The organism is Rhizobium sp. AN80A, assembly GCF_030053015.1.
Classification (GTDB): domain Bacteria; phylum Pseudomonadota; class Alphaproteobacteria; order Rhizobiales; family Rhizobiaceae; genus Rhizobium; species Rhizobium metallidurans.
This window is the reverse complement of record NZ_JASJPX010000003.1, coordinates 2,203,317-2,223,424: the sequence shown is the minus strand read 5'-3', so window position 1 is coordinate 2,223,424 and position 20,108 is coordinate 2,203,317. Positions and strand designations below refer to the sequence as shown.

18 protein-coding genes and 2 pseudogenes are annotated in these 20,108 nt (G+C 60.6%); 19 read left to right on the top strand and 1 reads right to left on the bottom strand.

Annotated elements, in window-relative coordinates; all coding sequences use genetic code 11:
- Window positions 1-6 precede the first annotated feature (6 nt).
- Together P3R82_RS22530 and fliP are read left to right on the top strand one after the other, a co-directional pair.
- Entirely contained in the window at window positions 7-510 is a 504-nt protein-coding gene (locus P3R82_RS22530) for a flagellar basal body-associated FliL family protein (RefSeq protein ID WP_283195409.1), read from the top strand.
- A pseudogene (gene fliP, locus P3R82_RS22525) lies at window positions 507-1,243 on the top strand (flagellar type III secretion system pore protein FliP). The gene P3R82_RS22530 and the pseudogene fliP overlap by 4 nt, the downstream one beginning before the upstream one ends.
- Window positions 1,244-1,350: 107 nt before the next feature.
- On the opposite strand, the gene P3R82_RS22520 reads toward fliP, so the two are convergent.
- Window positions 1,351-3,258 carry a glycosyl transferase gene (locus P3R82_RS22520; RefSeq protein WP_283195408.1) on the bottom strand — a complete coding sequence of 636 codons (1,908 nt, stop codon included), beginning with the start codon at window positions 3,256-3,258 and terminating at the stop codon, window positions 1,351-1,353.
- Between the two features lie 378 nt (window positions 3,259-3,636).
- Between P3R82_RS22520 and P3R82_RS22515 the strand changes: the two genes are divergently transcribed.
- From P3R82_RS22515 to fliQ, 17 genes and pseudogenes are all read left to right on the top strand, one after another.
- On the top strand, window positions 3,637-4,527 hold the full coding sequence (locus P3R82_RS22515) for a flagellin (RefSeq protein WP_283195407.1): 891 nt from the start codon (window positions 3,637-3,639) through the stop codon (window positions 4,525-4,527).
- A 274-nt stretch (window positions 4,528-4,801) separates the two neighbouring features.
- On the top strand, window positions 4,802-5,686 hold the full coding sequence (locus P3R82_RS22510) for a flagellin (RefSeq protein WP_283195406.1): 885 nt from the start codon (window positions 4,802-4,804) through the stop codon (window positions 5,684-5,686).
- 258 nt (window positions 5,687-5,944) lie between these two features.
- Window positions 5,945-6,854, top strand: a pseudogene (locus tag P3R82_RS22505) (flagellin).
- A gap of 287 nt (window positions 6,855-7,141) precedes the next feature.
- Complete coding sequence (locus P3R82_RS22500) at window positions 7,142-8,107, top strand: flagellin (protein ID WP_283195405.1); 966 nt, start codon at window positions 7,142-7,144, stop codon at window positions 8,105-8,107.
- Between the two features lie 158 nt (window positions 8,108-8,265).
- Window positions 8,266-8,898, top strand: coding sequence for a hypothetical protein (locus P3R82_RS22495; RefSeq protein WP_283195404.1), 633 nt, complete (start codon window positions 8,266-8,268; stop codon window positions 8,896-8,898).
- Complete coding sequence (locus P3R82_RS22490; RefSeq protein ID WP_283195403.1) at window positions 8,895-10,166, top strand: MotB family protein; 1,272 nt, start codon at window positions 8,895-8,897, stop codon at window positions 10,164-10,166. The genes P3R82_RS22495 and P3R82_RS22490 overlap by 4 nt, the downstream gene beginning before the upstream one ends.
- Window positions 10,167-10,169: 3 nt before the next feature.
- The gene (gene motC / locus P3R82_RS22485) at window positions 10,170-11,597 is read left to right on the top strand and encodes a chemotaxis protein MotC (RefSeq protein WP_283195402.1); all 1,428 of its coding nucleotides are present in this window, start codon (window positions 10,170-10,172) and stop codon (window positions 11,595-11,597) included.
- 1 nt (window position 11,598) lies between these two features.
- Complete coding sequence (locus tag P3R82_RS22480) at window positions 11,599-13,020, top strand: flagellar hook-length control protein FliK (RefSeq protein ID WP_283195401.1); 1,422 nt, start codon at window positions 11,599-11,601, stop codon at window positions 13,018-13,020.
- On the top strand, window positions 12,941-13,525 hold the full coding sequence (locus tag P3R82_RS22475) for a transglycosylase SLT domain-containing protein (protein ID WP_283195400.1): 585 nt from the start codon (window positions 12,941-12,943) through the stop codon (window positions 13,523-13,525). The genes P3R82_RS22480 and P3R82_RS22475 overlap by 80 nt, the downstream gene beginning before the upstream one ends.
- Before the next feature lie 282 nt (window positions 13,526-13,807).
- Window positions 13,808-14,479: a winged helix-turn-helix domain-containing protein gene (locus P3R82_RS22470; RefSeq protein ID WP_018898445.1), complete on the top strand. Its 672-nt coding sequence runs from the start codon at window positions 13,808-13,810 to the stop codon at window positions 14,477-14,479.
- Between the two features lie 128 nt (window positions 14,480-14,607).
- Window positions 14,608-15,894 carry a flagellar hook protein FlgE gene (locus tag P3R82_RS22465; protein ID WP_283195399.1) on the top strand — a complete coding sequence of 429 codons (1,287 nt, stop codon included), beginning with the start codon at window positions 14,608-14,610 and terminating at the stop codon, window positions 15,892-15,894.
- A gap of 19 nt (window positions 15,895-15,913) precedes the next feature.
- Window positions 15,914-17,374, top strand: a complete 1,461-nt coding sequence (flgK, locus tag P3R82_RS22460; RefSeq protein WP_283195398.1) for a flagellar hook-associated protein FlgK — start codon at window positions 15,914-15,916, stop codon at window positions 17,372-17,374.
- Window positions 17,375-17,377: 3 nt separating this feature from the next.
- Entirely contained in the window at window positions 17,378-18,499 is a 1,122-nt protein-coding gene (locus tag P3R82_RS22455; RefSeq protein WP_283195397.1) for a flagellar hook-associated family protein, read from the top strand.
- A 41-nt stretch (window positions 18,500-18,540) separates the two neighbouring features.
- Window positions 18,541-18,888, top strand: a complete 348-nt coding sequence (flaF, locus tag P3R82_RS22450; protein ID WP_283195396.1) for a flagellar biosynthesis regulator FlaF — start codon at window positions 18,541-18,543, stop codon at window positions 18,886-18,888.
- Window positions 18,885-19,334 carry a flagellar biosynthesis repressor FlbT gene (flbT, locus tag P3R82_RS22445; RefSeq protein WP_018898450.1) on the top strand — a complete coding sequence of 150 codons (450 nt, stop codon included), beginning with the start codon at window positions 18,885-18,887 and terminating at the stop codon, window positions 19,332-19,334. The genes flaF and flbT overlap by 4 nt, the downstream gene beginning before the upstream one ends.
- On the top strand, window positions 19,325-19,765 hold the full coding sequence (flgD, locus tag P3R82_RS22440) for a flagellar hook assembly protein FlgD (RefSeq protein WP_183900271.1): 441 nt from the start codon (window positions 19,325-19,327) through the stop codon (window positions 19,763-19,765). Before flbT ends, flgD begins: the two co-directional genes overlap by 10 nt.
- A gap of 69 nt (window positions 19,766-19,834) precedes the next feature.
- Window positions 19,835-20,101, top strand: coding sequence for a flagellar biosynthesis protein FliQ (gene fliQ / locus P3R82_RS22435; RefSeq protein WP_183900272.1), 267 nt, complete (start codon window positions 19,835-19,837; stop codon window positions 20,099-20,101).
- Window positions 20,102-20,108: the final 7 nt, after the last annotated feature.

The following is a 20,108-nucleotide window of genomic DNA, read 5'->3' as shown; positions in this document are numbered from 1 at the left end:
GGTAAAATGGCAGACGCAGAAGGCACCGAGGGCCAGTCGAAGAAGAAGTCGGCGACGATGATGACGATCATCGGCGTCGCCGTCCTGACCCTCCTTGGCGGTGGCGGTGGCTGGGTCGTCGGCGGCATGATCGCACCCGGCGTGAAGTCCGCGAAGCAGGCCGAGCAGGCAACCGCGGCGGCGGCTAAGCCGGCCGAGGCGGGATTGCAGAAAATCTCGACCGAAGCCAACAACGTCGTTCAGCTGGAACCGATCACGTCGAACCTGGCCTACCCCTCGGAAAACTGGGTTCGCCTCGAAGTGGCGCTGCTGTTTTCCGAGAAGCCCGACGTTAAGCTCGCCGAGGAGATCAACCAGGACATCCTGGCCTACATCCGGACAGTTTCGCTGCAGCAGATCGAGGGCCCTCGCGGCTTTGAATATCTTAGGGATGACATCCAGGAGCGTGTTGACCTTCGGGCGCAGGGACGCGTATCGAAAGTCATGTTCAGGACCTTCGTCATCGAATGATTCGATTCCTAGTGATCTTGGCTGCCATGATGGCGGTCCCGGAGCTGGCGCATGCGCAGCAGCTCCCGTCGAACCTGCTCAACCTGCCGGTGGACGGCTCGGTCGCGGCATGGATCATTCGCACCTTCGGTCTCCTCACCGTTCTCTCGGTGGCGCCCGGCATCCTGATGATGGTGACGAGCTTCCCGCGCTTCGTCATCGCTTTCTCGATTCTCCGGACAGGCCTCGGCCTCGCTTCCGCCCCCTCGAACATGATCTTGCTGTCGCTGTCGCTGTTCATGACGTTCTACGTCATGCAACCGACCTTCGATCAGGCGTGGCGCGATGGTGTCCAGCCGCTGCTGGCCAACCAGATCGACGAGCAGCAGGCGGTCGAGCGCGTTGCCGAGCCGTTCCGCGCCTTCATGACGCGCAACACCCGCGAAAAGGATTTGAAGCTCTTCGTCGATCTCGCCCGTGAGCGCGGCCAGACGGTCGATGCGGGCGAGAAGATCGACTATCGCGTCCTCGTTCCTGCCTTCATGATCTCGGAGATCCGGCGCGGCTTTGAAATCGGCTTCCTTGTCGTCCTTCCCTTCCTCGTCATCGACCTGATCGTCGCGACCATCACCATGGCCATGGGCATGATGATGCTGCCGCCGACATTGATCTCCCTGCCGTTCAAGATCTGTTCTTCGTCCTGATCGACGGCTGGAACCTGCTGGTCGGCAGTCTGGTTCGATCCTTCAACTGACGCGCGACACGCGGACAGAAGCACCATCAGTCAAGAACGAAGAAGCCGGCGATCGATCCGCCGGCTTCTTCGTTTGTTTCTGGGGTCGCGACCTGTCGCGGCCCGGGTCAGAACGGCATGGTTCTGGCGGGCAGGGCGGGCACGTCGAGGTGATCCGGCTCCAGCCCCTTCTTGGCGCGCGCGACAGTCATCTCGTAAGCCGTCTCGAGGTGGTGGCAGAAGCGTTCCGCGTCGAACAGTGGCTTGATCATCTTGTTCTCTTCGATCGTCTGCTTGAAGTCGGCGATCCGCGCGGGGTTCTCGTAGAGAGCGACCGCCATGTCCTCGTAGGCCTGTGCGTCGTTGGCCACCAGTTCGGGAAGCCCGATCGCGTTCAGCAGGCTCTCGGTCACGCGTGAGGCGAAATTGGTGCCCTTCAGCGTCAGAACCGGCAGGCCGCCCCACAGCTGCTCCGACGTCGTGGTGTGGCCGTTATAGGGCCAGGTATCGAGCGCGAGATCGGCCGCCTGCTGCCTGTCGATATGGCTGTGATAATCCGCGTGCCCGCAGAAGACGAGACGCTTGGCGGGGATCCCCCGGCTTTTGAAGTAGTCGCGGAGATTGGCTTCCGTCTGCTTGGACACCGCCATCATCCACAGCACGCTGTTCGGCGCCCGGCGAAGCACGTTGCACCAGACATCGACCGTTTCGGGCGTGATCTTGCGGCTGGCGTTGAACGAGGCAAATACGAACTTGTCGTCGGGCAGTCCGAATTCGCCACGTTCCACGAAGCCGGGCGTCGGCCGGTGGAAAGGATCGTTCGGCTGGTAACTGTCCGGCAGGCGGATGAACTTTTCGTGGTAATGCGGCTTCGAGGTGTCGGGGAGCACGAACTTGTCGCCGATGACGTAGTCGACATCGGTGTTCGTCGCGCTGCCCGGAAAGCCGAGCCAGGAAATCTGGATCGGCGCCGGGCCCTTGTTGAGAACGTGATAGCGCGTTTCGTATGTCGGTCCCTTGAGATCGACCAGAATATCGATCTGGTCGGCCCGCATGCGTTCGGCCATCGCCTCGTCGCTGAGGTCGCCCACCTCGACGACCCGGCCCCAGAGGCTCCGGTCGAAAGTATTGTGTTCCAGGTTTGAAGCGCGCGAGTGGCAGTAGAGCGTGATCTCGAAGCGCTCCCGGTCGTGCAACTCCAGGACGCGGCCCATCAGCTTCATGGTCGCATGCTGCTCGAAGAGGTCGTTGGAAAGGTAGCCGACGCGGATCTTGTCCGCCCACGGGTGGGCCCTCGTCCTGCGCGCGATCGTCTGCTCCGCCGTCACCGCCTTGTTCATGCTCGACGTCATGCGATTGAGCGCTTCATCCCCGCACCATTGCAGATTGTAGAACTCGCTCTCGTGATGCAGGAACGAGGTCTCGCCGCTCGCAATCAACTCGTCGATGATCTGCTTGTGAAGCTTGATGCCGGTCAGATCGCATACGTGCCTGGCGAACATCAGATACAGGAAGCGCAGCGGCACCAACTTGGGGTAGCGCTTGAACAGGTTGCGGATCAGCAAGGCCTGGGTTTCGTCGTTGGGATCGTTCTTGAGCAGCCTGATTGCAAGCAAGGTGTGATCGGTGTTGCTGCTTTCCGCGAGGACCTTGACGAAAGGACTGAGCAGCTCGTCCTGACCGCGCTTTTTGTAGATCGAGGCCAGCGCGAAGGCGAGTTCGGCGTCCAGGCTCTGGTTGAGCATATAGCGCAGGCCGAGCCGGATCGTCTCGTCATGGTTGCCGACTTCGAAGTACAGAAGCGCCGCCTTGCGGGAAAACTCCGCCCCGCTCTGGCCCGCCTTTTCGCCGGCCACCGCAAAGGCCATCGCCGCATCCGCCTTCATTCCCAGCTGCGACAGCGTGCGGGCCAGCAAGGCGTAGGTCTTCGCGTCCTGCTGTGTCTCGAGCAACGCATTCAGCGTCTCGAGCGACTTGGTATAGCGCCCGCTCTGGTAGTCTTTTGATGCTGCGGCAAACGAAACCACACGATTCACGATCAAACCTCGTTCAGTTCTTTACGCGGCGCACAGGGTTCCGCGGGCCGGTTCGGCGCGGACCCAATGAGGCCATTGTGACGCAGAATGGCACGCGAACCTTGCCTCAGGCAGGAAGAGACGATCGCCGTGACCGAGCCGGCAGATGGCGTTAAACTTTTTGTGATCCGATTTAACTAGTAGTTAACCATTTGGATCCGTTTGAGAAATGGCGAGGCGACATTAATTAGTCCGCAAGGTTTTGCTGCGAAAGTCATCCTCGACATGACGGGTTTGGTCCCAATGCAGAATGACCAAGTGGCATGAAGCCGAACCGTCATTGCCGGTACATAAGTCCGGTAATGTCCTCCATTGGTATCGAATTTCGGGGACGTATCCATGACAAGCATCAACACCAACAATTCCGCAATGGCAGCGCTTCAGACGCTGCGTAGCGTGAACAACAACCTTTCCGACACGCAGGCTGCTGTGTCGTCTGGTCTGCGCGTTGGCAAGGCTGCCGACAATGCCGCTTACTGGTCGATCGCAACCACCATGAAGTCCGACAACAGCGCACTTTCGGCTGTTTCCGACGCACTCGGCATGGGCGCCGCCAAGGTCGACACGGCTTACACCGCCGTTCAGAGCTCGATCGACGTCGTATCGGAAATCAAGGCCAAGCTCGTTGCTGCGACCGAAGACGGCGTTGACAAGGGCAAGATCAACGACGAAATCAAGCAGCTGCAGCAGCAGCTGACGAGCATTGCGTCGTCGGCTTCCTTCAACGGCGAAAACTGGGTTTCCACCACGGGCGCGGCAGGCAAGACCATGTCGGTTGTTTCCTCCTTCATCCGCACCGCTGGCGGCGTCAGCGTCTCGACGGCTGGTTACACCTCGACCGCCGACGACTACCTGTTCGCCAACGACACGGGCATCCTGGACCGCGACGGCACGGGCAACATCACTGCCTCGCTCTCGACCTTCTCGATCAGCTCGACGAACTCCAAGGCTGACATCGACGGCCTGATCTCCGACGCTGAAACCGCGCTGAAGAGCATGACCTCGCTCGGCTCCAAGCTCGGCTCGCTGCAGAAGGGCATCGACCTTCAGAGCGACTTCGTCTCCAAGCTCAGCGACTCGATCAACTCCGGTGTTGGCCGTCTCGTCGACGCCAACATGGAAGAAGAGTCCAGCAAGCTTTCGGCTCTGCAGACGCAGCAGCAGCTGGCCATCCAGTCGCTGTCGATCGCGAACTCCTCTTCGCAGAACATCCTGTCGCTCTTCCGCTAAGAGCGCGAAGCGAAAATCAGAAATCGGTGCGGCCGGGCATTGCCCGGCCGCATTTTTTCGTGCCTGCGCGCCGCCCGCCGTAAGTGCCCGGTATTTCTTAAATTTCCTCTCGCCGGCTTTAGTCTTTCTTAACCATGTTGCAGTCATATGGGTTCATCGAAACGGTGAGTTGATCAGCACACGCAGGGTCAACAGGCATGACGCTGACCGCCGTTTCCGGTAAGAATCCGGAATGTCCCTTCGTATGAAAAATTGCCGAAAAGGGGCTTTTTAAATGACCAGCATTCTGACGAACAATTCCGCAATGGCAGCGCTGCAGACGCTGCGCAGCGTGAACAACAACCTCTCGGACACCCAGAGCGCTGTGTCCTCCGGTCTGCGCGTTGGCAAGGCTGCCGACAACGCTGCTTACTGGTCGATCGCCACGACCATGAAGTCCGACAACGGCGCTCTCTCGGCCGTTTCCGACGCATTGGGCATGGGCGCCGCCAAGGTTGACACGGCTTACACCGCCGTTCAGAGCTCGATCGACGTCGTGTCCGAAATCAAGGCCAAGCTCGTCGCCGCCACCGAAGACGGCGTTGACAAGGCCAAGATCAACGACGAAATCAAGCAGCTGCAGCAGCAGCTGAAGAGCATCTCGGCTTCGGCTTCGTTCAACGGCGAAAACTGGGTTTCCAACGCCGAAAACAAGACGATGTCGGTCGTTTCGTCCTTCATCCGCACCGCCGGTGGCGTCAGCGTCAGCACTTCGGGCTACTCCGCCCAGGCCGACGATCTTCTCTTCAGCGACGCGACGTCGGGCATTCTGGACCGCACCGGTACGGCCTCCAACGCATCGATCGCCGAATTCTCGATCGCCACGACCGACACCAAGGGCACGATCGATCAGCTGATCACCGACACTGAAACCGCGCTGAAGAGCATGACCTCGCTCGGCTCCAAGCTTGGCTCGCTGCAGAAGGGTATCGACCTGCAGACGGACTTCGTCTCCAAGCTCAGCGACTCGATCAACTCCGGCGTTGGCCGTCTCGTCGACGCCAACATGGAAGAGGAATCCAGCAAGCTTTCGGCTCTGCAGACCCAGCAGCAGCTCGCTGTTCAGTCGCTGTCGATCGCGAACTCCTCCTCGCAGAACATCCTCTCGCTGTTCCGCTAAGATCGCCGGCGCCGTCAGGCGCCAGCACGGGAATACCCCGCCGCTTCGGCGGATGGTTTTCGAAGGCCGCGCTCCCCGAGCGCGGCTTTTTTGTTGGCGTTAACTTTTTGTTAACCAAACTCATGTCTTGTGGCGATCATTAAACGGTATGTTAACCAAGCTTAAGAAGCGGTTAGCAGGCATGAGGCTGATGAACCGTTCCCGCGGTAGATCGGGATGTCCCTTTTTTAGAATTTGCCAACAAGGGGCGCTCTTTTCATGACAAGCATTTTGACCAACGTCGCGGCGATGGCCGCGCTTCAGACACTGCGCGGCATCAACACCAATCTCGAGACGACGCAGGGCAACGTGTCCTCGGGCTATCGCGTCGCCGAAGCCAAGGACAATGCCGCCTACTGGTCGATCGCGACCACGATGCGCTCGGACAACAAGGCCCTTTCGGCCGTCTCCGACGCGCTCGGCCTGGGTGCCGCCAAGGTCGATACCGCATACGCCGCCATGGACAACGCCATCAACATCGTCAGCGAGATCAAGGCCAAGGTGGTCGCGGCCACCGAAAACGGCGTCGACAAGACGAAGATCCAGAACGAAATCCAGCAGCTTCAGCAGCAGCTCCTCAGCGTCGCGCAGTCGGCGTCCTTCTCAGGCGAGAACTGGGTTGCCGGCAACGGCACGAAGAGCGTCGTCTCCTCCTTCGTTCGCGGCGCGAACGGCGAGGTTTCGGTCCAGACCACCGACTACAATCTCGACGACAATCCCGACGGCAACGTTCTCTTCGGCATGCAGGTCGACGGCGAACTCGACACCACAACCGGCATCATTGGCACCGAATACGGCACCTACGGCTCCATCTACAACATGGATATCTCGCAGCTGAGCGTCACGGACCTGAACACCACGCTCAGCAACGTCGAAGCCGGGTTGAGCGCGCTGACCAAGGCAGCATCGCAACTTGGTTCGATCTCGACCCGCATCGATCTCCAGGACACCTTCGTGTCCAACCTCAGCGACTCGATCGATCTCGGGCGTGGGCCGTCTGGTCGATGCGAACATGGAAGAGGAATCGAGCAAGCTGACCGCGCTGCAGACCCAGCAGCAGCTGGCCATCCAGTCGCTGTCGATCGCCAACTCGAGCGCCCAGAACGTGCTCACGCTGTTCCAGAACTAAGCGGTCCGCCGGCGTGGAAAACGCCTCGAAATACATTGCCAAAGCATTGAAAGCCGTCTCGAAAGACGCGGCTTTCTCTTTGTTTTTGAAAAGAGAATCAAGGTTGCGCGAGGCTTGCCGGACCGTTTGTCGGCTACTTGCGCTGGCTGTATCCCTTGGTTACCTTCTCTTAAGAATTGATTTGTTGAGCGACGAGCCGATCGGGAAAATCCGGTTGGCGGCATGAAGCCAAGCCTGTCGCTGCCGGCGATCCGGTCTATCCTTTCCTCTACCATAGAGCTCCAAAAATGACCTATCGAATCACCAGCTCCGCACAGGTAAACGCTCTCGCCGCATTGCGGATCATCAACAATGAAGCAGCGACGACCCAGCAGCAGGTATCATCGGGCAAGCGCGTGGAAACGGCGGCGGACGACGCGACCTACTGGTCCTTCGCCAGCGTTCTGCGCTCCGACGGCAGCTCCATGGCCAACATCAACGACGCGCTCGGCGTCGGCGCCTCGAAGGTCGATACCGCCTACACGGCGATGGATGGCCTCATCGATCAGTTGAGCAGCATCCGTGCAACGCTTGTCAGCGCCAAGGAAGTCGGCGTCGACAAGGAAAAGCTCAACACCACGCTGGATCAGCTCAAGCAGCAGATGCAGACGACGGTTCAGGCGACGAGCATCGCCGGCGAGAACTGGCTGTTCAACCAGGATCCCACGCTGACCACGTCACGTTCGGTCATCGGCGGCTTCACCCGGGCGCCCACGGGCGAATATCAGCCGCAGAACATCAGCTTCCCGGCCGACCAGACGGTCATGATCGATACCAACAAAGCCGATCGCGGCCTGCTGACCAAGACCGTCGATGCCAGCACCTTGAACCTGACCGGTTCCACCGCGCCGCGCAATTACTACCTGATCAATGCGGGATCGATCACCGGCGCCGAAGGAGACGAGATCAAGCTCGACAGCAACACCACGTCCGAGCAGGTCGATGATATGATGGCCGTGGTCGACAACCTTCTGTCGACGCTGACCACGACCGCCGCCGGTCTCGGCATCATGAGCGCGCGCATCAACGACCGCATCGACTACACCGCAGACATGGCGGACGTGATCAAGAAGAATGTCGGCGCGCTTGTCGATACGGACATGGACGAGGCGTCCGTGCGCCAGAAGGCACTGGAGACGCAGCAGAAGATGGGCGTGCAGGCGGTCTCCATCCTCAATACCGCCGCCAGCAAGGTCCTTCTCCTGTTGCAGTGATCGTAAGATCGCCGTCGGTGGCGGCCATTCATCTTCGCACAAGTTTGGCCTCCTACGGTCGGAAACAACAGGCGTGGTGAAAAACCGCGCCAGGGATTTGTTTGGTGCAATGTGAGGCGCGGCATGTCGCAGGCTTCTGCTGATAAGAGGTGGGTTGAGTGAGCGCGCTGCTGTCTCGTCTGAAAGACTTCGGCGAACCCGCCGTCATCGCACCTGCCGTAGCTGAAACTTCGTTTTCCGACGACTTCGGCGGCTTCGACGACATTGTCTCCGAGCCTGTCGTCGATATCGAGGCCGAGCGCCGCGACGCCAATGCTATCGGCGAAGCGAAGGCGACCGCCGAGCTTACCGAGAAGTTCGAGGCCGAGGCGCAGACGGTCGCGCTTGTTCACCAACGCGAGATCGAAGAGCTTCGCAACAGATACGAGACCGAGATCGCCGAGCTTATCGCCTCAAGGATAGACGTGATCTCCAGGACGGTCGCGGATCTCGTAAGCGCTACGGTCGCGCGAACGCTGGCTCCCGTCTTGACCGAGGCGTTGGCCGAAAAGGCGGCCGTCGAGTTGGCGGCGCAGCTGCGCGATGCCGTTCTGGAGGGAGAGACCGGCACGATCACGGTCAAGGGTCCGGAAACGCTTTTCAATATCTTGAAGAACGAACTCGGCGAAAAGGCAGCAGTTCTGCGCCATCACGAGAGCGACGATATCGATTTGATCGCCGAGTTTGATGACTCGGTACTCGTAACCCGCATGTCTGCCTGGGCGGCGAGCGTCAAGAAAGTTCTGGAATGAGCGACAGCGAAAATCACCACCACGGCAAGAACGAGATCATCATCGTCAAGCGACATGGTGGTGGCGATCACGACGGCGCCCATGGTGGCGCCTGGAAAATCGCCTATGCCGACTTCATGACCGCGTTGATGGCGTTCTTTCTCGTCATGTGGCTGGTCAATGCCGCCAACGAGGAGACCAAGGCCTCCGTCGCCACCTATTTCAACCCGATCAAGCTTTCGGACGAAAAGCCCACGGAAAAAGGCTTGAAGAAGCCGGTCGAGCAGGCTGACGGGGAGGAGAAGGCCGACAAGTCGAAGGAAAAGCAGGACCAGCCGAACCAGGGCGCTGCGGCGGCCAGCGGCGAGGACCAGACCTCGACATCGGGCGACCAGCAGAACTATTCCGAAGCGGATTTCTTCGAGAATCCGTATTCGGTTCTGGCCGAAATCGCCCAGGAGGTTGGCCAGCAGGCCAATGTCAGCGCCAAGGGCGAGGGCGGTGCGGCCGATTCCGGCCCGGCAACCGGCGCCGATGGCGGCGAGGCTTACCGCGATCCTTTCGATCCCGACTTCTGGACGAAGCAGATCGAGGTGACGCGCGCGGACAAGACCCAGCCCGACGATCCGGCCAAGCAGGCGATCGAACTCGCCAAGGCGGAAGACGCCAAGGCGCAGCAGGTCGACATCCAGCCCGTCGTCGCGCAGACCCCCGAGGCGACCGCCAAGGCCAGCGACAAGACCAGTGACCAGACCGCCGACAAGACCGCCGACAAGGATGGCGTAGCGCCGCTGACGCAGACGCCGGCGGAAAAGGCAGTCGAGCAGGAACAGCAAGCCAAGGAACTCCAGCAGGAGATCGCCAAGCAGATCGGCGGTGTCGCGGGCAAGCTCGCGGAAGGGCTGACGGTGACGCCGGCGGAGGGTGGCCTGCTGGTCAGCATCTCCGACCAGAGCGACGATTCCATGTTCAACGTCGGTTCCGCCGTGCCGCGCAAGGAGATGGTCCTTGCGATGCAGAAGATCGGCGAGGTGCTCAAGGCGAAGAATGGCGTCGTGGCGATCCGTGGCCACACCGACGGTCGTCAGTACAAGGGCGAGAACGCGAACTGGCGCCTTTCGATGGATCGCGCCCAGGCCGCCTATTACATGATGGTGCGCGGCGGCCTCGACGAGAAGCGCGTCTCCCAGGTTTCAGGCTTCGCCGATCGCAGGCTCAAGGACACCGCCGATCCGTACAACGCCTCCAACCGGCGTATCGAAATTCTCCTCCAGGCCGATGAGGGGTAACCGATGAAGCGCCGGCAGCACAGGCATCTCCTGCCTCTCGCATTCAGCATCGCGCTGGCGGCGACCGGTGTCGCGCGCGCGGAAGACGCAGCGTCGCCCGCGGCGGCGCCGCCGGCCGGAACTGCCGAGACACAGGCGGGCGGTGCCGAGGCACCCGAATCCAAGCAGGCACAACCACCGGCCGCCACAACGGCCGCCGCCGAGGCGTTGCCTGTCGCGCCGGCGGACGACGGTGGCGACACGGCACCCTACAAGATGCTGCGCTCGCTGCAGTTCATTCAGGATTCCGTCGTGCTCGGCGACAGTTCCGCCAACGAGATGCAGCGCTTCATGCTCGGCACGATCGACAAGCGCCTGCGCGCTGTCGATCCCACCGTCTTCGATGACGACCGCAACGTCGACGCCGCCCTGATCTACGCCATGAGCGGCGGCAATCCGCAGACGCTGGAATATCTGGTGGCGCGCGACGTCAACGGCTATTTCGACAACCGCGTGACCGACATCCTGCGCAAATATCTGAGCGGCAAGGGTCTGCTCGTCGCCAAGACCTTGGTGGAGATGTCGCAGGAGTACAAGGACAAGAAGATCGGTCCCTACCTCGCGCTGGTTGGCGGCAACGTCACGCTTGCCAAGAGCCCGGAAGAGGCCCTCAAGCTCTACGACCTCGCGCGGTTGAACGCGCCCGGCACGATCATCGAGGAGGCGGCGCTACGCCGCTCCGTGGCGATCTCCGTCGACAAGGGGCTCGTCGATCAAGGGTTGAAGTATTCGCAGCGCTATGTCCGCCGCTTCCTTTACTCGCCCTATGCCAGCCAGTTCGCCGATCTCTTCGTGAAGCTGCTGGTCGATCAGGACCGCAACGTCAAGCCCGACGACGTCGTCGGCATCCTCTCCTTCATGGACGAGGCGCGCCAGCGGGAAATCTATCTGCGCATCGCGCGGGCCGCGGCGATTGCCGGAAAGGGCGAACTCGCCCGCATGGCTGCCGGCCGAGCGCAGTCCCTGTCGGGCAATGCGAACAATGCGTTCGGCGCGCTTGCCGACTTCTACGGTGGCATGGCGTCGATCCCGACGGACAAGATCGATACCGCGGCGCGCAATATTTCGAACATCGCCGACAAGGCGCTTTCGCCGCGTGACCAGATCTTGCGGGCTGCCGCGCGGTCGGTCGCGGAGCAGGTGCTTCGGCAACCAGACGCTGCAAGCCTGACGCAAGGCTCTGCTAATACACCAAATGGTCAAGAAGCTAGCTCTGAACAGGCCGCCGGGGGAGGATCGGCCGCAGAGGGGGCGGTTCCCGACGCCGTGCCGGCGATTGGGTCGCAATCAGCGGATCCACAGAACGCCGACCCCGCATTCAGCTCATTTGTGACCTCGAGCCGCTCTCAGTTGGATGAGATCGACGGCCTTTTGAACAAGGAAAGCAATTGATATGATGGATATCAGCGTTCCGGCCGGAGCCGCGGATGCCGCCGCGGGAGCAAAAGCCGGCCGGCCGGCCGGCAAGGGTGCGGACACCGAAGGCAGCGGCGGCTTCGCCGACGTTCTGAACAAGGCCAATGCCGGTTCCGACCGCAACCAGGGCACCAAGGCCGACGGCAAGCAATCTTCGGAAACGGCCGATAACGGCAACGGAGCCGTGACCTCGGCGCCGCCGCGCTCGAAACCGAAAACCATCATCGATCTTGGCAACACAGCCGTACTGGCGCAGGCGGAAGCGGATGCGACGACGGCCAATGCCGGCAAGGACACCCAGAAGGCCGGCCGGATCGATATCAAAGCGCTTGGCAAGCAGATCGACGACGCGGCAGCCGACGAAACCGTGGCCGACGTCGCCGACAAGATTGCAGTACCGACATCGAAGGACGAAAAGACCGGCAAGCCGGTCAAGACCGAGACGAAGCCCGCATCCACGGACGACAATGCCGTCTCGGATGTCTTGAGCATGCTCGAAAAGACGCCGGTGGATGGCGCGTCCGTCGCCGCCGCGGGATTGTTCGCACAGAAGACGACGGAAGCCGTGGCCGCCGATGCCAAGGACAAGTCTTCGGGCAAGGCGAAGTCCAAGGATGACGCGGTCGCCGATGTGGCTGGCACCCTGAAGTCGGCTACGGATACCACGTCCGACGTGGACATGCCCGGTGCGACCTCCTCCAGCGATACGGTCGGTCAGACCTTCCGGCTGACGCGCGCGGATAGCCGCGGAAGGTCCATGGACATGTATATTGGCGCCGAAAAGGATGCCGGCGAAGTCGGCGGCAAGGCAAATATCGAGACCGTCACGGTTGTCGATTCCCGGCGATATCTTGGCCTAGCGCAGAATACGAACTCCGCCGCCGTGACGGCGGCAATCGCCGGCGACCAGGAATGGGCGCATGCGATGCAGGCGACGTCGTCCCTGTCGAACGCCGCGACCTTGAGCAGCACCGGCAAGGTCGTCAATACGCTCAAGATCCAGATGAACCCGATCGATCTCGGCCTTGTCACCGCCACGCTGCGGCTTCAGGGCGATGCGTTGAGCGTGGATCTCAAGGTCGAGACGGCCGCCGCCTACCGGCAGCTCAAGGACGATAACACCAAGATTCTCGAGTCGCTGCGCAGTCAGGGCTACGCCATCGACGGCGTGAGCATCAGCATTGCGCCTGTCGTCAACACGGATACCAGCAGCCAGGCGAACACGCAGAGCGGCGCCGGTCAGAACTTCGCCCAGGGGCAGGGCGGAGAAGCGCGCGAGCGTCAGAATCAAATGGGTCAACGCAGTGCCGGAGGTTTCAATGTCACAGGTGAGGGCGACGCTACGGGCGCTTCTTCTGGCTCCTCTGGCAGCAGCGGTACTGGCGACGTATACCTCTGACGCGCGAGCCTCCGATGGCGCCTGCGAGCGGGAGATCCAGTCGGCGGCACTGAAATACGGTGTCCCTGAGGGTATCCTCTATTCGGTCGGTTTGACCGAAACCGGCCGCAAGGGCTCGCTCTACGCGTACGCCTTGAACATAGAGGGCAAGCCCTTCTATCCGCGCTCGCAGCGCGATGCCCTGACGCAGTTCGACACGGCTCTGAGGTCGGGCGCGAAGCTGATCGACGTGGGCTGCATGCAGATCAACCAGTTCTACCACGGCGAGAATTTCCGCTCGGTGGAGGACATGCTCGACCCGCGTTCAAACGTCGAGTACGCGGCGAAGTTCCTCAAGAACCTGCGCAACCGTCACGAAACGTGGACCATGGCGGTTGCGCGATACCACGCCGGCCCCAACAATGACCCCGCGCAGAAGCAATATGTCTGCCGTGTCATCGCCAACCTGGTGGCCACGGGCTATGGGAAATGGACTCCCAATGCGAGCAATTTCTGCCGCGGCTGACTCGCCCAAAGATAGCGAAAAAAGAACAAATCGGAAATGTGTCATAATGTGGCGGGAATCCGGCCCAATGTGGCAAGGCAAGTCACAATTTAGGACATGTTAACTTTTCCACGAAACTTTTGTGTGTATAATCGAGTGTACCCACTAAATGTAGAGCAAATCGGGGGGCAAATCTTAATCAACTATTAATTTCCGCCAGTGAGTTCCTACAGCTTGTCCCAGAATCGTGCGATTCGTACCCATAGGTCATCGATGTGCCACAAGTGATTCGGAGGCGGACGAATGATCGTAGTGGTTGATGAGCGTGAGCTCGTGAAGGATGGCTACACTTCCCTTTTTGGTCGAGAAGGCATTCCTTCGACCGGTTTTGATCCAAACGAGTTTGGAGAGTGGGTGCAGACGGCTGCCGATTCGGATATCGCGGCGGTCGAGGCGTTTCTGATTGGCCAGGGACAGCAGACGTTCGAGCTGCCGCGCGCCATTCGCGATCGGTCGATGGCGCCCGTCATCGCGGTCAGCGACCAGCCGTCGCTCGAAAACACGCTTGCACTTTTTGATTGCGGCGTCGACGACGTCGTTCGCAAGCCGGTTCACCCCCGCGAAATTCTCGCCCGCGCAGCGGCCATTCGCCGCCGCCTGAAGGCGATTTCCACGCACACGGATATCGGCGCCATCCGCGTCTTCTCCGATGGCCGCGATCCCGAGATCCACGGCGAAGTCTTCGCGCTGCCGCGCCGCGAGCGCCGCATTCTCGAATATCTGATCGCCAACCGCGGTCGTCGCGTCACCAAGACCCAGATCTTCAACGCCATCTACGGAATCTTCGACGAGGAAGTCGAAGAGAACGTCGTTGAAAGCCACATTTCCAAGCTGCGCAAGAAGCTGCGCAAGAAGCTCGGCGTGGATCCGGTCGATTCCAAGCGCTTCCTCGGCTACTGCATTGATTGGGAATAGTTTTTTTAATGCCCGTTACCGGCCGGCGGTCTAGCTTCGGATCTTTTTCGGATCACGTAAAAGCCAGACAGCTTCACGCAAGGCCCGCCGGATACTCTCAAGCCTACTAAGGAAATCGAGGTTTTCAGATGAGCATTTTCGGCAGCATGAAGACGGCGGTGTCCGGCATGAACGCGCAGGCGAACCGCCTGAGCACCGTGGCCGACAACATCGCCAACGTAAACACGTCGGGCTACAAGTCGGTGTCGACCGCCTTCTCGTCGCTTGTTCTGCCTTCGAGCTCGGGCAACTACAATTCGGGCGGCGTACAGACGTCGGTTCGCCAGTCTGTCTCCGCGCAGGGCGATATCTCTTTCACCACCTCGGGCTACGACCTCGCCATCTCCGGCGACGGCTTCTTCATCGTCGAGAGCCCCGATGGTGTTCCGGTCCTGACCCGCGCCGGCGACTTCACGAAGGATCCGGACGGCAACCTCGTCAATTCGGCCGGCTTCAAGCTGATGGGCTATTCCTACGATTCCGGCGCGCCGGCAGTCGTCGTCAACGGCTTCTCCGGCCTGGTTCCGGTCAACGTCGCCCAGTCCGGGCTGACGGCGATCGCCTCCACGGCGGGCACCTTCTCGGGCAACCTCAATTCCGGCGCAGCGATCGCGACAGGCAACCTGCCGGCCGACAACGTGCTGCCCATGACCACCGATACCAAGCAGATTTCGATGGTCGGCTACGACAAGCTCGGCAACACGGTGCAATACGACTTCTACTTCACGAAGACGGGCGTCACCACGCCGCCGCCTGCAACCGGCGCCGCGAGCACCTGGGATGTCACGGTATACCGCAATGGGGACGCCGCGACCGGCGGCACCACGTCCTTCCCCTATTCGTCGGACGCCGTTGGTAGCGGCACGATGGAGTTCGACGCGGAAGGCAAGCTTATTACCGGCGGCACGCTCCTCATCGACGATCCGGTCACGACAGGCCAGATCCAGATGGATCTCTCCGGCTTCACGCAGCTTGGCTCCGATTTCGCCGGCAAGGGCACGCCGAACGGCCAGGCCGCGAGCCCTGTTGACACCGTGTCGATCGGCAAGGATGGCACTGTTTCCGCCAAGTACGCGGATGGAACGTCCAAGCCACTGTACCGGATTCCCCTCGCAACGGTCGCAAGCCCGGACAACATGACGCTCATGAGCGGCAACGTCTACAGCGCCAATGGCAGCTCGGGCGTTACGGTCACCGGCTTCCCGCAGACCAGCGGCTTCGGCTCCATCCAGGCCGGTGCGATCGAAAGCTCGAACGTCGACCTCGCCGGCGAACTGACCAAGATGATCGAATCGCAGCGCAGCTACACTGCCAATTCCAAGGTGTTCCAGACGGGGTCCGACATCATGGACGTCCTCGTCAACCTCAAGAGATAAGTAGGGTAACGGGTCAGCCATGTCGCTCACGTCCGCACTTAATACCGCGCAGAGCATATTCAATAACACCGGCACTCAGAGCAGTGTCGCGTCGAACAATATCTCGAATTCCAGCAACAGCGATTACGTGCGCCGTCAGGCGATGGTCACGACGTCGCTGAATGGAGCGCAGGTTGTAAAGATCAGCAGGGCTCAGGAAGACGCCCTGATGCGGCAGTGGCTGTCGGCCAGCGCGGGAGACAGCGCCCAGCAGACCTTGCTGAGCGGCCTGACCGACCTGAAGTCGGTGCTCGGCGGCAATGACTACGAGACGTCGCCGGCCACCTATCTTTCGACCTTCGAGCAGAAGCTCCAGGCATTCCGCACCTCGCCGAGCAGCGTGATCGCGGCGCAGAGCGCGGTCACGGCCGCGCAGGACGTCGCCAATTCGCTGAACAGCGCCACCAAGTCGGTCCAGGTCATTCGCCGGGACGCGGACAAGGACATCGCCACCCAGGTCGATACGCTGAACACGTTGCTGGCGCAGTTCAAGACGGCGAACGACGCCGTCAAGGGCGCGACCGCCACCGGCGGCAACACGGCGGACGCACTCGACGAACGCGACAAGCTGCTGAAGCAGATTTCCTCGATCGTCGGCGTCAAGACCGCCGATCGCGCCAATGGCGACATGGCGCTCTATACCAATGACGGAACGGTCGTCTTCGACACCATCCCGCGTGCGGTCACGTTCGTCTCGCAGGATACCTACACGACGGGAACCAAGGGCAACGGCGTCTACATCGACGGCGTGGCGCTGACCAGCGGGCAGGGGTCCACGACGACGGCCAAGGGCAGCCTTCAGGCCCTGCTGCAGATCCGCGACGAGGTCGCGCCCACTTTCCAGGCGCAGCTCGACGAAATCGCCAAGTCCCTGGTGACGACGTTCTCGGAAACCGATGGCACGACGACGCAGCCGGGCCTGTTCGTCTGGAAGACGTCGACCGGGCTTGACGGCGACACGCCGACGACCCCTGATGTCATCAACGGCATCGCCGGTACGATTACGGTAAACACAGCGGTAATCACCAGCCAGGGTGGTGATCCGATGAAGCTGCGTGATGGCTCGATCACCGGGTTGACCAATCTCAACACGGACAACGCCAGCGGCTTCTCCGACAATCTCGACGCCTTGTATGCCGCGCTGGGCTCGGCGCAGACGTTCTCGTCGGATGCCGGCATCTCCTCGAATGTCAGCGTCATCAGCTACGCGCAGAACTCGGTCGGCTGGCTCGAACAGCTGCGAAGCGACGCAACGACGGCATCGGAAAATACAAGCGCTGCCCTGTCGCGCTCAACCGAAGCGTACTCAAATGAGACAGGCGTCAACCTTGACGAGGAACTGACACTGCTGCTTGATATTGAGCAGTCTTACAAGGCGGCAACCAAGATACTCAATGCTGTCAACGAGATGTACCAGTCGCTGCTGGACATAGCGAGGTAAGCCATGAAAAGTTCATTTATTTCTAGTTCGGCTATTCAAAACGCGATGCGATTGACCATTCGCGAATCGCAGACCCAACTCGTCAAATCCTCGCTTGAAGCGACAACCGGCGTTTACGCCGACATCGGTGCCTCGCTCGGCTCCGGCGCCGCGAAAAGCGTGAACTTCAGCACCGAAGTCACCCGTATCAAGGCACTGCAGGGCAGCAACTCCGTCGTCTCGGGTCGTCTTGAAGCCTCTCAGCTCGGGTTGACCAGCATGAAGACGGCGGGCGACGCGCTCGTCTCCAAGCTGACCGCGCTGCAGGGCAGCCAGGACAAGACCAGCATCACCGTCGCGATGCAGTCGGCCGGCGACGCGCTTTCCTCGCTGATGGACACCGGAAACTCGATGCTGAACGGAGAGTATCTGTTCTCCGGCATCAACACCGATGTTCAGCCGCTGACGGATCAGTCGACCACCGCGACCGCCGCGATCCAGGCGAATCTCGATGCCTGGGCAAGCAGCCTGGGCAAGACCAAGTCGGAACTGACCGGCGACGAGATGGACACGTTCATCTCCAACTTCGTCGAGCCGATGTTCTCGCAGGATACGCTGAACGCGACATCGACGCCGCTGCCGTTCCCGCCGATCGGCGTTGGAGCCCCCACGCCGCCGCTGGCCTATGTGACGCCGCCGGCATGGGCTGACTGGTCGAGCGCGTCCAACCAGAACATGACGAGCCGGATCAGCAACTCCGAAACCGTCACGTCGTCGACCAATTCCAATTCCGAAGGCATGCGCTACTTCGCGCTGGCTTCCATGACCGTATCGGCCCTTGCCGGCGTCGGCCTCAGCGGCGACGCGCTGGCGATGACGACATCGAAGGCGATCGGCTTCGCCGCGCAGGGAACGACCGGTATCGTCACCCAGGCGAGCCAGCTCGGTCTGTCGCAGGAGCGCGTTACGAAGGCGAACGACGCTCTCGATGCGCAGTCCAGCATCATTCAGAACAAGCTTGTCGACCTTCAGGGCGTCGACCAGTCGGAGGCGTCGACGCGCGTGAACACGCTGCAGACGCAGCTCGAAACCGCATACACGATCGTTTCAAAAATTCAGCAGTTGAGCCTCGTGAACTACCTCTGATGATCAGAGGCAGAAGTACAAGTACAAAGAAGGATGCATGAATGTATCAGTTCTCTTATGCCGAGGTCATGCAAGACTCGGTGGCCGATGCGAAGGAGCGGGAGCGTCAAGTTCTCGACCGGTCCATCGAGCTTCTCGCGATTGCACGGGACAGAGAGAAGTATGGCCGGGAGGCCATCGATGCATTGTTTTACACCCGACGGGTTTGGGTGAGTTTTATCGAAGACCTCAAGCATCCGGATAATCAGCTCGAAGTTCAGTTGCGCGCCAATCTGATTTCGATCGCGATCTGGATACTGAAAGAGAGCGACCGGATCCGGAAACGGCAGTCGACCAACTTTCAGGGCATTATTGACATTACCACCATCATCAGGGATGGACTTAAATGAAAAGCACGCTTCGCATCTCGCTAAAAGCCGGGGAAAAAATCTTCATCAACGGCGCGGTTTTGCGCGTCGACCGCAAGGTCGCGCTGGAATTCCTGAATGATGTCACGTTCCTTCTCGAAAACCACGTCCTTCAGCCGGAAGACGCGACCACGCCTCTGCGCCAGCTCTACTTCATCGCGCAGATGATCCTGATCAACCCGGAGGGCAAGGATCAGTCGACGGCGATGTTCCGCAAGTCGGTGACGATGCTCCTCACCTGCTTCAAGAACGAGGAAGTCCTGGCCGAGCTGAAGCGCATCGACGGTCTCGTTTCGACCGGTCGCGCTTTCGACGCCTTGAAGGCCATCCGCGGTCTCTACGTCATCGAAGACAACATTCTGAACAACCAGGAAATGCACCCTGCGATGGTTGAGCAGATTCGCAAGGAGATCGCACCATGGCGGTAGGCGCAACAGGTTCCGCGACGTCCACGCAGAACACGACGACAACGACGTCCTCGGCCCAGAAGAAGGCGTCGCTCAACTACGACAACTTCCTGCAGCTCCTCATCGCCCAGCTGAAGAACCAGGATCCGACCAGCCCGGTCGATGCCAGCCAGCAGATGGCCCAGCTCGCGAGCTTCTCGCAGGTCGAGCAGACGATCCAGACGAACACCAAGCTGGATACGCTTCTGTCGAGCTCGAGCCTGACGCAGGCAAGCAGCTATATCGGCAAGTACATGACCAGCGCCGATGGCACCGTCGCCGGCACCGTCGCGTCGGTAAAAGTCTATTCCGACGGAATTATCGCGACGACCTCCGATGGAAAGAGTATTCTTGTTCAGGCGGGAATCACTCTCGCTGATCAGGCGCCGCCGCCGAAGACGACCGGCAGCTGATCGACAAGAAACTGAACGACGGTCCGGCCACCACGTGGACGGACCGAAAGGCGATATGAGGTTGCCTGGATGAATGAAGCTGACGCACTCGATCTGTTCCAGGCGGCGATCTGGACCGTTCTCGTTGCCTCCGGACCGGCCGTGGCCGCGGCGATGATCATCGGTCTCGTCATCGCTCTGTTTCAGGCGCTCACCCAGATCCAGGAAGCAACGCTCACCTTCGTCCCGAAGATCGTCGCCGTTCTGGTGACGATTGGCCTCTCCGCTCCCTTCGTCGGTTCGCAGATTTCCATCTTCACCAATCTCGTCTTCTCGCGCATTCAATCCGGCTTCTGAGCCACCC